The 13,265-nt window shown below is 64.0% G+C and carries 14 protein-coding genes; 5 read left to right on the forward strand and 9 right to left on the reverse strand.

Annotated features, from left to right (window positions below):
• The first annotated feature begins 3 nt into the window (after nucleotides 1-3).
• From MKD49_RS04375 to MKD49_RS04385, 3 genes are all read left to right on the forward strand, one after another.
• Complete coding sequence (locus tag MKD49_RS04375) at nucleotides 4-477, forward strand: GspH/FimT family pseudopilin (protein ID WP_209567464.1); 474 nt, start codon at nucleotides 4-6, stop codon at nucleotides 475-477.
• Nucleotides 478-585: 108 nt separating this feature from the next.
• Nucleotides 586-1,707, forward strand: a complete 1,122-nt coding sequence (gene ribD, locus MKD49_RS04380; protein WP_252695565.1) for a bifunctional diaminohydroxyphosphoribosylaminopyrimidine deaminase/5-amino-6-(5-phosphoribosylamino)uracil reductase RibD — start codon at nucleotides 586-588, stop codon at nucleotides 1,705-1,707.
• Between the two features lie 44 nt (nucleotides 1,708-1,751).
• Nucleotides 1,752-2,372, forward strand: coding sequence for a riboflavin synthase (locus MKD49_RS04385; RefSeq protein ID WP_034335801.1), 621 nt, complete (start codon nucleotides 1,752-1,754; stop codon nucleotides 2,370-2,372).
• Between the two features lie 26 nt (nucleotides 2,373-2,398).
• Here the strand turns inward: MKD49_RS04385 and MKD49_RS04390 are convergent, their stop codons facing one another.
• From MKD49_RS04390 to andAc, 9 genes are all read right to left on the reverse strand, one after another.
• A complete protein-coding gene (locus MKD49_RS04390; RefSeq protein WP_252695566.1) occupies nucleotides 2,399-3,262 on the reverse strand; it encodes an alpha/beta hydrolase in 864 nt (287 codons plus the stop codon).
• A gap of 72 nt (nucleotides 3,263-3,334) precedes the next feature.
• Complete coding sequence (locus MKD49_RS04395; protein WP_134223149.1) at nucleotides 3,335-4,045, reverse strand: ABC transporter ATP-binding protein; 711 nt, start codon at nucleotides 4,043-4,045, stop codon at nucleotides 3,335-3,337.
• Nucleotides 4,042-4,809, reverse strand: coding sequence for an ABC transporter ATP-binding protein (locus tag MKD49_RS04400; protein WP_252695567.1), 768 nt, complete (start codon nucleotides 4,807-4,809; stop codon nucleotides 4,042-4,044). Before MKD49_RS04400 ends, MKD49_RS04395 begins: the two co-directional genes overlap by 4 nt.
• On the reverse strand, nucleotides 4,799-5,752 hold the full coding sequence (locus MKD49_RS04405) for a branched-chain amino acid ABC transporter permease (protein ID WP_252695568.1): 954 nt from the start codon (nucleotides 5,750-5,752) through the stop codon (nucleotides 4,799-4,801). The genes MKD49_RS04400 and MKD49_RS04405 overlap by 11 nt, the downstream gene beginning before the upstream one ends.
• Before the next feature lie 8 nt (nucleotides 5,753-5,760).
• Entirely contained in the window at nucleotides 5,761-6,675 is a 915-nt protein-coding gene (locus MKD49_RS04410; RefSeq protein ID WP_034335816.1) for a branched-chain amino acid ABC transporter permease, read from the reverse strand.
• Nucleotides 6,676-6,687: 12 nt separating this feature from the next.
• Nucleotides 6,688-7,866: an ABC transporter substrate-binding protein gene (locus tag MKD49_RS04415; RefSeq protein ID WP_209567466.1), complete on the reverse strand. Its 1,179-nt coding sequence runs from the start codon at nucleotides 7,864-7,866 to the stop codon at nucleotides 6,688-6,690.
• A gap of 102 nt (nucleotides 7,867-7,968) precedes the next feature.
• Entirely contained in the window at nucleotides 7,969-9,042 is a 1,074-nt protein-coding gene (andAb, locus tag MKD49_RS04420) for an anthranilate 1,2-dioxygenase ferredoxin subunit AndAb (RefSeq protein ID WP_252695569.1), read from the reverse strand.
• A gap of 7 nt (nucleotides 9,043-9,049) precedes the next feature.
• Nucleotides 9,050-9,550, reverse strand: coding sequence for an anthranilate 1,2-dioxygenase small subunit AndAd (gene andAd, locus MKD49_RS04425; RefSeq protein WP_252695570.1), 501 nt, complete (start codon nucleotides 9,548-9,550; stop codon nucleotides 9,050-9,052).
• Nucleotides 9,547-10,827: an anthranilate 1,2-dioxygenase large subunit AndAc gene (andAc, locus tag MKD49_RS04430; RefSeq protein WP_034335827.1), complete on the reverse strand. Its 1,281-nt coding sequence runs from the start codon at nucleotides 10,825-10,827 to the stop codon at nucleotides 9,547-9,549. Before andAc ends, andAd begins: the two co-directional genes overlap by 4 nt.
• 257 nt (nucleotides 10,828-11,084) lie before the next feature.
• On the opposite strand from andAc, the gene MKD49_RS04435 reads away from it, so the two are divergent.
• Together MKD49_RS04435 and catA are read left to right on the forward strand one after the other, a co-directional pair.
• A complete protein-coding gene (locus MKD49_RS04435) occupies nucleotides 11,085-12,245 on the forward strand; it encodes a muconate/chloromuconate family cycloisomerase (RefSeq protein WP_305882116.1) in 1,161 nt (386 codons plus the stop codon).
• Nucleotides 12,246-12,309: 64 nt separating this feature from the next.
• Nucleotides 12,310-13,221: a catechol 1,2-dioxygenase gene (gene catA, locus MKD49_RS04440; RefSeq protein WP_121043453.1), complete on the forward strand. Its 912-nt coding sequence runs from the start codon at nucleotides 12,310-12,312 to the stop codon at nucleotides 13,219-13,221.
• The last annotated feature ends 44 nt before the right edge of the window (nucleotides 13,222-13,265 follow it).

Genomic DNA, 13,265 nt, shown 5'->3' on the forward strand with positions numbered 1-13,265 from the left:
CTCATGCGCGCAACCGGATTCTCGCTCATCGAACTCATGGTGGTGCTGCTGATCGCGGCCCTGGTGCTGGCCGCCGGCATCCCGGCGCTGCAACAGCTCTCCACCGAACACCAGCTGGCGGCGGCCGGCAGCGATTTCTTCCACGGCGTGCAACTGACCCGTTCCGAAGCCCTGCGCGCCGGCCGCCGCGCCGAGATGCGTCCGCGCGATGGCCGCGACTGGCAGAGCGGCTGGGAGATCCGGGTCGGACAACAAGTGGTCGCCCATCATCGCGCACTGGAGGTCGGCATCGCCGTGGCCTACACCACCGGCGGCGAACTGGTGGCCTACCAGCCGGACGGCCAGCCGGTCACGCGCGGCAGCTGGTACTTCAGCAGCGGCATGAATTCGCGTGCGGTGGTGATCAACTTCCTGGGGCGGGTACGTATCTGCAATCCCATCCTCGATAGCCAGTGCAGCCTGGCCGCGCCCGAGTAGATCGCCGGTGCCGCCGGCCTTGCGGGCGATCCGGCAAAGCCGTGTATATTGACGGGCATCCGGCCTCGCCCCTGGCAGGCCTTGCCGCCTATTTCGTGTTAGCACACCATGACTTCCACTGCAGATCCGCTCTACCTGTTCGACATCGAGAATGACCAGCAAGCCATGGCCCTGGCCTTGCTGCAAGCCGGCTTCGGCATGCTCGACACCACCCCCAATCCGCGCGTGGGCTGCGTCATCGTCAAGGACCGGCGCATTATCGGTGCCGGCTTCACCCAGCCGCCCGGCGGCAACCACGCCGAAATCCAGGCCATGGCCGACGCCGCCGCGCGCGGCCACGACATGCGCGGCGCCGCCGTCTACGTCACGCTGGAACCCTGCAGCCATTTCGGCCGCACCCCGCCCTGTGCCGATGCGCTGGTGCGCGCCGGCGTGGCGCGCGTGGTCGCCGCCATCGCCGACCCCAACCCGCTGGTCGCGGGACAGGGCCTGGCCCGCCTGCAGGCGGCCGGCATCGAGGTCGCCTGCGGACTGCTGGAGGAAGAGGCGCGCGAGATCAACATCGGCTTCCTGCATCGCATGCGCACCGGACGTCCGTGGGTACGCATGAAGAGCGCCGCCAGCCTGGATGGCAAGACCGCCCTGCACAATGGCGTGAGCCAGTGGATCACCAGCCAGGCCGCGCGCGACGACGGCCACATCTGGCGCGCCCGCGCCTGCGCCATCATGGCCGGCATCGGCACCATCCAGAAGGACGATGCGCAACTCACCGTGCGTGCCATCGACACCCCGCGCCAGCCGCGCCGCATCGTGGTCGACAGCAAGCTGATCGTCTCGCCCGAAGCGCGCGTGATCCAGGGCGGCAATACCTGGGTCTTCACCGCCACCGATGACCGCGAAAAGCGCGCCGCGCTGGAAGCCGAGGGGGCCGAAGTCATCCTGCTCGACAACGCCGAAGGCAAGGTGGACCTGCCGGGCCTGGTGCGTGAACTGGGCCAGCGCCAGATCAATGAATTGCACGTGGAAGCCGGCGCCAAGCTCAATGGCGCGCTGATCCGCGCAGGCTGCGTGGATGAACTGCTGGTCTACCTGGCCCCGGCCCTGATCGGCGATGGCCGCAACATGTTCGAACTGCCGCCGCTGGAGGACCTGTCGGGCAAGATCGGCATCCACTTCCACGAGGTCAAGCAGGTCGGGCCGGATTTGCGTATCCTTGCCCGTTTCGCGTAAGCGTTTTGCTTTTTCTTTCAGATTTTTTGTATCAGGACTGAATCATGTTTACAGGAATCGTTGCCGCCGTCGGCACCATCACCTCCGTCACCCCCCTGGCAGCCGGCCCTGACGCCGGTGTGCGCCTGACCATCGATGCGGGCAGCCTGCCCATGGCCGATGTCGGCCTGGGCGATTCGATTGCGCTCAATGGTGCCTGCATGACCGTAGTGGAGAAGACCGCCAGCGGCTTTACCGTCGATGTCTCGCGGGAAAGCCTGCGCCTGACGGCCGGGCTGGACGCCCCTGGCGAAGTCAATCTGGAAAAGGCCCTGACCCTGGCCGAGCGCCTGGGCGGCCACCTGGTCTCCGGCCACGTCGATGGCCTGGGACAGGTGCATTCCTTCGAGCCCGTGGGTGAATCGCGCGAGCTGATCGTCGATGCCCCCAAGGCGCTGGGCAAGTACCTGGCTTACAAGGGATCGATCGTGGTCAATGGCGTGTCGCTGACGGTCAACCGCGTGGAAGACCTGGCCGATGCCTGCCGCTTCTCCATCAACCTGATTCCGCATACGGTGGAAGTGACCACGCTCAAGCATTTGAAGGCGGGCAGCAAGGTCAATCTGGAGATTGACCTGATTGCGCGCTATGTGGAGCGCATGCTGTCTTCATCGACCGTTTCCTGAGCCCCACGCCTCCCTGCAGGTCGTCCTCAGCGGCGGCCTGCATCACCGATCTCCGCAATCACCGCACGGCACACCGGAGTGTCTCCATCAGCCAGCGGGAACAGCACCGTGTAGTGATGCGTCTGCGGCACCACATGATGCGCCACCACCTGCGGCCAGCAGTTGGCCATCACGGCCGCCTGCAGATGGAATTGCGCGGTCTCCAATTCGCCGATGATGGTATGCATGCGCGTGCCAGTGGGCCCGGCCTGCAGCACCGGTGAGAGCGCATCCGCACGCTGCTCGTCCAGCGTCAGTGCCTTGTTGAGCGAAGTCGGGATCAACGGCACCAGATCGAACACGCCACTGATGGCAAAGACGGCCTGCACCGGCAAGGCACTCGCCTGCGCGGCCACGAAGGCCGCCAGATGGCCGCCCGCCGAATGCCCCATCAGCGAGACACGATTCACATCGATGCCCAGGCGATCCGCCTGCTGCGCAATGGTGGCAAGCAACGCCTGTACCTCCGCCACCATGTCCTCGATGCCTGCCTGCGGGGCCAGCGAATAATTGATCACTGCCACGCTGATGCCCGCCTTGACGTAAGGCGCGGCGATGAAGCCGATGTCACGCTTGTCGCCGCCCTGCCAGTAACCACCGTGGATGAACACCAGCAAAGGCCGCTGCGCCCCTTGCGCACGATAGAAATCGAAGCGCTGCAGCGGTGCATCACCATAGGCGATGTCGGACTCGGTCAGCAAGGTAGTGGCAATGGCCGCTGTCGCCTGCTGCCATTGCTGCAGCACCTGCGGAAAATCCGGAAAGGCGGCCTTGAGGTTGTAACCCGCTTCGCACTCGGCGACGGGACAAAGAACGCGCCGAGCGTCCGTCTTGACTTGATGGGGGAGCATTCAGTTTTCCTTAACGCTGTTTGCAACAGCATTAAACCTGCGTTAATGGATCAATATCCGCGAACAAGCACCTTACACGCTCAGATACTGATCCCACAATTCCGTCTGCACCGACAGCTGCGCCGAATCACCCTGCCAGACCACCTTGCCCTTTTCGAGGATGGTGTGCTGGTCGGCAAAGCCGATCAGACGCTTGATGTACTTGTCGATGACGATGATGGTCAGCCCATATTCGCGCAAGGCTTTCAGGCAAGTCCAGATTTCTTCCCGCACCAGCGGCGCCAGCCCTTCGGTGGCTTCATCCAGGATCAGCAGATGCGGATTGGTCATCAGCGCCCGGCCGATGGCGAGCATCTGCTGCTCGCCGCCCGAGAGCTGGCCGCCGCCATTGTGGCGGCGCTCCTTGAGGCGCGGGAACTGTTGATAAATCTTTTCCAGCGTCCACGGATTGTCGCGGCCGTTGCGGCGCGCCGCGAAGGCGGACAGATTTTCTTCCACGCTCAGGTTTTTGAAAATCTGCCGCCCCTCCGGGACGATGGCGATGCCGCGCCGGGCAATCGCATCGGCACTGGCGCTGTGGATGGCTTCGCCACGAAAGCGCACCACGCCGCCGGTCGGGCGATTCAATCCGAGGATGGTGCGCAGCGTAGTGGTCTTGCCCATGCCATTGCGGCCCAGCAGGGTTACCACTTCGCCTTCCCTGACCTGCATGTCGATCCCGAACAGCACCTGGCTCGCACCATAGCCGCCGGTCAGGCCTTCCACTTCCAGCAAAGCACTCATTGCGTTTCCTCCTCGCCCAGGTAGGCCAGCTTGACCTCGGCATTGGCGCGGATCTCGTCCACGCTGCCGGTGGCCAGCACCGCCCCCTGCACCAGCACCGTCATGCGGTCGGCCAGGGCGAAGACGGCCTCCATGTCATGTTCCACCAGCACCACCGTCAGCTCCTCCTTGAGGGACTGGATCAGCGCGATCATGTCGCCGGATTCCTCATGGCCCATGCCGGCCATCGGTTCATCCATCAACAGCACGCGCGGACCGCAGGCGATGGCCAGGCCCACATCCAGCCGGCGCCGCGCACCATGTGAAAGCTGCGACGACAACTGATGCACGACCTTCTCCAATCCGACCCGGCGCGCCACCGTCATGGCCGCTTCGCGTGCGGCGCGATCACTCGCGCTGGCATGGAAGAAGCCATAGCTGCGATGCTGCCCGCGCTGCACGGCCACCTGCAGGTTGTCCAGCACGCTCAGTTCATCGAAGACACTGGTGATCTGGAACGAACGCACCAGCCCGGCCGCCACCCGCGCCTGTTCCGCGTGGCCATGCATGGGCTGGCCAAACAGGTGGACCTGGCCCGCATCGGCTGCCAGCGCCCCGGAAAGCAGGGACAGCAAGGTCGTCTTGCCAGCGCCATTGGGACCGATGATGGCGTGCACGTGGCCCGCTGCAATCTCCAGATCGACATCGCGCGTGGCCGCCAGGCCGCCGTAGTTTTTCTTCAGGCCCTTGACCGAGAGGGCCACCGCTGCCTGTTCATGCCCCATGCTGCTCTCCCTGCTTGAGTGTCTTGCCGATGGTGGTCAGCGAGCTCACGCCGCGCGGTGCCACCATGACCACCAGCAAGAGGATCAGGCCGACATAGATCTGCCAGTATTCGAAATGGGTGGACAACACTTCCTCCAGCAACAGGAAGGCCGCGGCACCGAGCAGGCCGCCGTAAAAATAGCCGACCCCGCCCAGCGCCACCATCACCAGCAGGATGCCGGACTGCGACCAGTGCAGCAGCTTGGGGCTGGCAAAGAGATTGCTCATGCCGATGAGGCTGCCGGCCAGTCCCGCGATGACAGCGGCGATCACGAAGGCCGCCAGCTTGTAGCGCAGCGCCGGATAGCCGATGGCCTGGGCGCGCCGCTCGTTCTGGCGGATGGCATTCAAGGCCAGCCCGAAGCGCGAAGCCAGCAGCCGCTGCAGTAGCACGAAGCTGGCCACCAGCCAGGCCAGCACGACCCAGTAGAAGGCGTTGTCGCCGCTCATGTCGAGACCGAAGCCCAGCAGCGGACGCGCCGTCACCTGCAGGCCATCGTCGCCGCCGTAATACCGGAAGCCGACGAAGAAGTAGTAGAACAATTGCGCCAGCGCCATGGTGATCATGATGAAATACACCGCCCGCGTGCGCAGTGCGATCACGCCGATCACCAGACCGACCAGGGCCGTCACCAGCGCGGCCAGCAGCCAGATCAGCCAGGCGCTGGTCACGCCATGGAAACTGGCGATGGCCGTGACATACGCACCCAGCCCGAAGAACACTGCATGACCAAAACTGACCATGCCGCCGTAACCAAGAATGAAATTGAGGCTGGCCGCCACCATCGCAAAGATCAGGATGCGGGTGACCACGCCGATGTAGTACTCCATCCCGCTGGCCTGCGCCAGCAGCGGCAGCAGCACCGCCAGGACGAGCAGCAGGGGAACGAACAGACGTTGCATGGGATTCCTCAGGTACGGGCAGGGAACAGACCGCTGGGGCGCCAGAACAGCACCGCGATCATCACCAGGTAGATCATCATCGAGCCCAGCGCCGGGCCGACCGAGGCGGCCGCATCGGCACTGAGGAAGAGCGCGAAGAGCTGCGGCAGCAAACTGCGCCCCAGCGTATCGACCACGCCTACGATAAGCGCGCCGATGGCCGCGCCCGGCACCGAGCCGATGCCGCCGATGACCACCACCACGAAGGCCAGGATCAGCACGTCATCGCCCATGCCGGCCTGCACCGCCACCAGCGGCCCCAGCATGATGCCCGCCAGCGCCGCCAACAGAAGCCCGAAGCTGAACACCAGCCGGAACAGCAGGCGGATGTTGATGCCCATGGCCGTGACCATTTCCAGGTTGTTGGCGCCGGCGCGCACCCACATGCCGATGCGCGTGCGGTTGATGAGGAAGTACAGCGCCACGGCCACCACCACGCCCACCGCCATGACCAGCAGGCGATAACTGGAATACGGCAGCCCGAACAGATTGACCGGCCCGGCGAAGGCCGGCGGCATGTTCAGCGGCAGGGGCTGCGGTCCCCAGATCATGCGCACGCCATCGTTGAAGATCAGGATGAAGGCGAAGGTGGCCAGCACGTGCACCATGTGGTCCTTCTTGTAGAGCCGCCGGAACACCAGCCACTCCAGCAGGAAGCCCAGCGCTGCCGTGGCCGGCAGGGCCACCAGCAGGCCCAGCCAGAAGGAACCGCTGGCCCCGGCCACCACCGCCGCCACGTAGGCGCCGATCATGAAGAAGCTGCCGTGCGCCAGGTTCACGAAGTTCATCACGCCAAAGATCAGCGTCAATCCCGAGGCGATCAGGAACAGCATGACGCCGAACTGCAGGCTGTTGAGCACCTGCTCGAAGATCAGATTACCCAAGGTGCACCGTCCTCAAGGCATCTTGCATTGACCGACATAGGCGTCGACGTGATCGGGCAGCAGCGTCTGGGTCATGTTGTTGACGTACTTGCCGTCCGCGCCCTTGGTCACCACCCGCGCATACTGATTCTGGATCGGGAAGTGATTGGCCGCGAACTTGAAGCCGCCGCGCACCGACTTGAAGTTGGCCGCCTTGATGGCTGCAATGAGCGCCTCGCGATTCTCGACCTTGCCGCCGATGGCCTTGACGGCGCTGTCGATGAGCATGGCTGCGTCATACGCCTGGGAGGCGAACATCGAAGGCTGATGGCCGTATTCCTTGACGTAGGCCGCCACGAAAGCGCGGTTCTGTTCATTGGGCAGATCGGCCGACCACTGGCCGGTGTTGGCCACGCCGGCGATCAGGTCGCCATTGGAGAGCATCTGCTGGTCCGCATCATAGGCGGGCATCACGCGCACGATCTTGGGGTCCATGCCGGCGGCCGCATATTGCTTGACGAAGTTCACGCCCATGCCGCCCGGCAGGAAGAAATACAGGGCATCGATATTGGCCGCACGCAACTGCGCGATCTCAGTAGCGAAATCGAGCTGGCCCAGCTTGGGGAAAAGTTCGACCGCAGGGTCTTTCTTGAGGAAACGCTTGAAGCCCGCCGAGGCATCCTTGCCCGCCGGATAGTTGGGGGCGATGATGGCCACGCGCTGGTAGCCCTTGTCGGCCATCAGCTTGCCGGCCGCTTCATGGGTGGCGTCGTTCTGGTAGCTGGCGCTGAAGAAATACGGATTACAGCCTGCACCGGCCAGTTGCGCCGGACCGGCATTGGCGCTGACCACCACGGTCTTGCTGGCGAAGGCCGCCGGGGCCACGGCCAGCAGGATGTTGGAATAGACGAAGCCGCTCAGGATATCGACCTTCTCGCGCTTGATGAGGCGGTCCGCGCCCTGCTTGGCGGCATCGGGGCTGAACTGGTCATCGACCACGATGACTTCGGCGGGCACGCCGCCGAGCTTGTTGCCCAGCATCTTCATGGCCAGCATGAAGCCTTCGCGCTCATCCACGCCGGGCGCACTGGCCGGGCCGCTCAGGGTGGTCAGGAAACCCACCTTCACCACATCGGCCGCCTGCACGGACAGGCTTGCGCCCGCCGCCATCGCCATCATTACCGCACCTGCCACTTTAGTGAGTCGATTCATGCCTGGATTCCCCTCTAGATTCTTTGGTTTGAATTCGGTGTGAAGCTGGAAGCGCAGCGGCGCGTGAAACCTGGATTTCACCGCAAGCCCGGCCGGGAAAAACTATTTACGCAGGTCGGCTTTCGAGACAAAGGCATCCGCAAAGAAAGCCGTCCCCGGCAGGCCGCAGGTGGCCGTGAAATCGCGCCGCGCTGACTCTACCACGACCGGCGCGCCACAGGCATAGACCTGATACGACTGCATCGCCGGTACATCCTGCATCACGGCCTGGTGGACGAATCCGGTGCGTCCGCTCCAGCCACTGGCGGCATCGGCCTCGGACAGCACCGGCACGTATTCAAACCAGGGCAGGCTCGCCGCCCAGTCGCGGCACAGTGCATCGAGATACAGGTCGGCGGCACGGCGACCGCCCCAGTACAGGCGCATCGCACGCGTGCTGCCGGTGGCGATGGCCTCTTCCACCAGTGCCTTGACCGGAGCAAATCCTGTGCCACTGGCCAGCAGGATCACCGGCTCGCTGCCCTCGCGCATGAAGAAGCTGCCGGCTGGTCCTTCGAGCGAAAACTGCTGCCCCGGCTGCATGCCGTTGAAGAGGCGGTCCGTAAACAGTCCGCCGGGCAGGTGGCGTACATGCAGCTCCAGCACATCACTACCGTCCCTGGCATAGGTCGCCATGGAATAGCTGCGGCGCTGGCCGTCTTCCAGCAGCAGATCGATGTACTGGCCGGCGCGATAGGACAGCGGCGCTGCACAGCGCAGGCGCAGGATGGCCACGTCCGGGGCTGCGCGTGTGATGTTTTCCAGCGTGGCCTGCACTGGCTGCAATGCCGGTTCGGCGCTGGCGATGGCGGCTGCGTCGCCCTCCCCGCCCACGCCAATCTCGACCCGGCCTGCAACCACGCGCACCGGGAAGCTGCGCACCGCCTCGGTCACCGGCGCACAGCGCGGTGCACCGCTGCGTATGTCGAACAGCCCCTGGTGCAGCGGACACTCGACACAGCCATCTTCGACATAGCCATCGGAGAGCTTGGCATTGCCGTGGGTGCACAAGTCCTTGAGCGCAAAGATTTCCTCGCCCAGGCGGAACACCGCCACCGCCTGGCTGCCCGCGCGGGCCGCAGCCACTTCGCCCTCGGCGAAATCATCGGCATGGCCGACATCGAACCACTCGCTCATGGCCGCCTCAGATCGGAGTGGCCAACAGGGTCGCCACGCGCAGCGTGTCGTAGATCACGCGGCGGCGGGCATAGCGCCAGCCGGCCTCGGTCTTGACCACGCGGTCCTCATAGCGGCCGGCCTGGTAGACGAAGGACTCGCCGTTCTGCAAGGTCTGCACCACCACGTAGCTCGATTGCGCATCCACCGAACCGTCGGCGTTCTGCGTGAACACCAGCCCGGAAGTCATGTGGCGATAGGTGTGCGCCTCGTAGATGTTGGCGTGGCGCAGCGAGAGCACGCGATCCTGCAGCATCTTCTTGCTGTCGCAATGGATGATGCCGATGGGCAGGCCGGCATCGGCGTTCTCGCGCGGCACGATTTCATACAGGCAGTCGTCGGTGAAAAACTCCGGCCACTGTTCCAGGCGGTCGTTGTCGAGCGCATGCACGTAGCGCTCCTGCAGTTGGTGCAGCTCGAACCACAAGCTCATCTGTTCCATGTTTTGCATCTGCTTTGCCTCGCTCATGCCTTCTCGATGGACGGGAAGCCCATCAGTTTCTGGTAGCCCATCCAGAACTTGCGGATCAGGCTTTCGGTAATCAAAGTGTCTTCCTGGTCGGGGTTGTCGCGCGCCATGTCAATCACCGAGCAGTGGTCGGGATCGCGTGCAGTGCCACGCTGCACCAGTTCGGTGGCCTCGGTGTCTTCCATCGAGATGTAGCCGGCCGGGCCCACCAGGTTGGCCTGCTTGATGCGCAGCGCGCGCAGCTCGGGGGTGTCGTCCTCGTAGCCGAAGAAGTGGAAGACCAGTTCGAAGTTGCTCGGTCCCTTGGGCAGCAACTGGCGCGCCACCAGGGTGTTATGGATCTGCTGCACCACCAGCTGCGGGAAGATGGGCTGGATGTGGTTGGTGGTCAGTTCCTCGAATTCCTTGATCTGGCCCAGCACCGACGGATCCTGCAGCGAGAAGCCCTCGTCGAAGGAGCGGATCTCCTGCTGCTTGTAGGCATCCGCCGTCTCCACTTCATTCTTGGTGGCGGTGATGATGCTGTGCAGGCCATGATGCTTGTCGGCCAGCGAGCGCGCCTTCATGCCCACGCGGAAGATGTTGAAGGTGGTGTGGAACAGGTGCAGCAGGCTGGCGTGATACGGGTCCTTGACGTTTTCCAGGTAGAGCTTCCAGTTCGACTTGGAATACTGGCGCGTGCAGCCGAGGTAGACGATGGGCTTGTGGAAGATGCGGTCGATCCACGGGCGCATCTCGGCGCCGATGTAGTCCGGCAGCGATTCCACGGTCTCGCTGAAGGTGGCGAAGACCAGGCCCTTGTAGCTGTCCACGCGCAACTGGCGCAGGCCGTGGCACTTGGGATCGAAATCCTTGGCCATGCCGGTGGCGCCCTTCTGGCCACGGCGGAAAGGTACGCCCAGCAGGTTGCCGCGCGAGTCGAAACTCCACTGGTGATAAGCACAGCTGTGCGAACTGGCATTGCCGCGCGGGGTGCGGCAGACGATGGCGCCACGGTGCGAACACTTGTTGACCCAGGCGGCCAGGGTGCCATCTTCAGTGCGGGTGACCACCACCGGGGTGTCGCCGACGAAGGTACTTTTGTAATCGCCGTTATTGGGAATCTCGGCTTCCAGCGCCAGGAAGCTCCATGTCTCGCCACGGTAGATGCGTTCCTGCTCCAGGTCATAGACCTCTTTGGAGCTGAATACCTTGTAAGGAGTGCGCGCACCATCGGTGCGGGGGAATTGCACCAGCGGTGCATAGCCTTGCTGTTCGAGTTCGGTGGATGTGCTCATGCGACGGTCCTCATCGTTGGATGCCAGGCGGGGCCTGGACGATGAGCCATCTTAGGCAGACTGCGCAAGGACGAATATCCGCCATTTGCATAGTTGCGGGGCAGTCTTGTCCGTTTTTTGCATACCCTCCACGTTATACCCAAAAGGTATGCAGCATGCCCGAATCGGTCTTGGACACCCGGGCGGCTTTGTTCCTATCATCCATCCCAAGTCAGACATCGTCAGTTTTCGCCCTCTTCTTTTCTACGGACTGCATCTTGAATTCCACCCTGCCCGCCACCTCCATCGAAACCGTCGAGGTCCTGCTGCTGGACGTTCCCACCATCCGCCCGCACCGCCTGTCGATGACCACCATGCACCGCCAGACCCTGGTGCTGGTGCGCATCACCGGCAACGATGGCGTGGCCGGCTGGGGCGAGGCCACCACCATCGGTGGCCTCGCCTATGGCGAAGAAAGTCCGGAAAGCATCAAGGTCAACATCGACACCTACATCACGCCGCTGCTGCTGGGCGCCGATGCCAATCAGGTCGCCGCACGCATGCATCACATTGCCGAGCATGTACAAGGCAACCGCTTCGCCAAATGCGCCATCGAGACCGCGCTGTCGGATGCACTGGCGCGCCGCCTGGGCGTGCCCCTGTCGACGCTCTTCGGTGGCCGGGTGCGGGAAAGCCTGCCGATCGCCTGGACCCTGGCCAGCGGCGACACGGCGCGCGACATCGAGGAGGCCGAGAAGATGCTGGCCCAGCGCCGCCACAACATCTTCAAGCTCAAGATCGGCGCGCGCACCGTGCAGCAGGATTGCGCCCACGTGGCCGCCATCAAGCGCGCCCTCGGCGAGCGCGGCAGCGTGCGGGTGGATGTGAACCAGGCCTGGACCGAGACCGAGGCCATGCTGGGCATGCAGCTGCTGGCCGATGCCGGCGTGGACCTGGTGGAGCAGCCCATCGCCGCCAGCCATCACGATGGCCTGGGCCGCCTGCGCCAGAAGAACCGCATCGCCATCATGGCCGACGAAAGCCTGCATGGTCCGCAGGATGCCTATCAACTGGCCCGCGTGGGTGCAGCCGATGTATTCGCCGTGAAGATCAATCAATCCGGCGGACTGGCCGGTGCGCAACAAGTCGCGGCCATCGCCGCTGCAGCCCAGGTCGAACTGTATGGCGGCACCATGCTGGAAGGCGCCATCGGCACCATGGCCTCGGCCCAGTTGTTTGCCACCTTCGGCACCCTGGCCTGGGGCACCGAACTGTTCGGACCGCTGCTGCTGACCGAAGAAATCCTGGCCACGCCGCTGCGTTACCGCGACTTCGCCCTGGAACTGCCGACCGGCCCCGGCCTCGGCATCACCCTGGATGAAGATCGCGTCAACGCGCTGCGCCGCGACCGCAAGACCCCGCTGGTCTCCGTGGCCTGATCCATCGGCCCGGACCAACCGCACTCACCCCCACACATATCCAACCAGAGACAGGAGAGACAACGTGGACAAGAAAGCCATCGACGCCGTACTGCAAAAAATCGAAAGCACCGAACTCGCGGAGGGCAACCAGCGTGTCAAGACCATCGTCAACCGCCTCGTGCGCGACATGTTTTATACGATTGAAGAGCTGGATGTGCAGCCGGAAGAATTTTGGGCTGCCGTGGATTATCTGACCTCGGCGGGCAAGTCGGGCGAGTTCGGCCTGATCGCCGCCGGCCTGGGCTTCGAGCACTTCCTCGACCTGCGCATGGATGAAGCCGAAGCGCGCCGTGGCGTGCAGGGCGGCACCCCGCGCACCATCGAAGGACCGCTGTACGTGTCGGGTGCGCCCGAGCAGAAGGGCTTTGCGCGCATGGACAAGGACCCGCAGCCGGGCGACACCCTCTTCATGCAAGGCCAGGTCTTCGACGAACACGGCAAGCCGCTGGCCAATGCGCTGGTGGAAGTCTGGCACGCCAATCACCTGGGCCGCTATTCCTTCTTCGATCCGGACCAGAGCCCGTTCAACCTGCGCTGCTCCATCCGCACCGACGAACAAGGCCGCTATCGCTTCCGCAGCCGCGTGCCGGTCGGCTACAGCGTGCCGCCGGGTGGCGCCACCGACCGCCTGCTCAACAAGCTGGGCCGTCATGGCAGCCGTCCTGCGCACATCCACTTCTTCGTCACCGTGCCGGGCTATCGCAAGCTGACCACGCAGATCAACATCGCCGGCGATCCGTACCTGTGGGATGACTTCGCCTTCGCCACCCGCGAAGGGCTGGTGCCGGAACTGAAGCACGTCACCGATCCGGCCGAGATCCGCAAGCATGAAGTCGATGCGCCCTTCTATGCCATCGAGTTCAACTTCAACCTGCTGCCGGAACAGAAGGACCTGCCCAAGGCCGATATCAATCGTCCGCGTCTGGCCGCGTGATCCTGCGCTGAACTGAACGACCACGGGCCATGCGATTGCATGGC

The organism is Herbaspirillum sp. WGmk3, from assembly GCF_023952535.1.
GTDB lineage: Bacteria > Pseudomonadota > Gammaproteobacteria > Burkholderiales > Burkholderiaceae_D > Herbaspirillum > Herbaspirillum huttiense.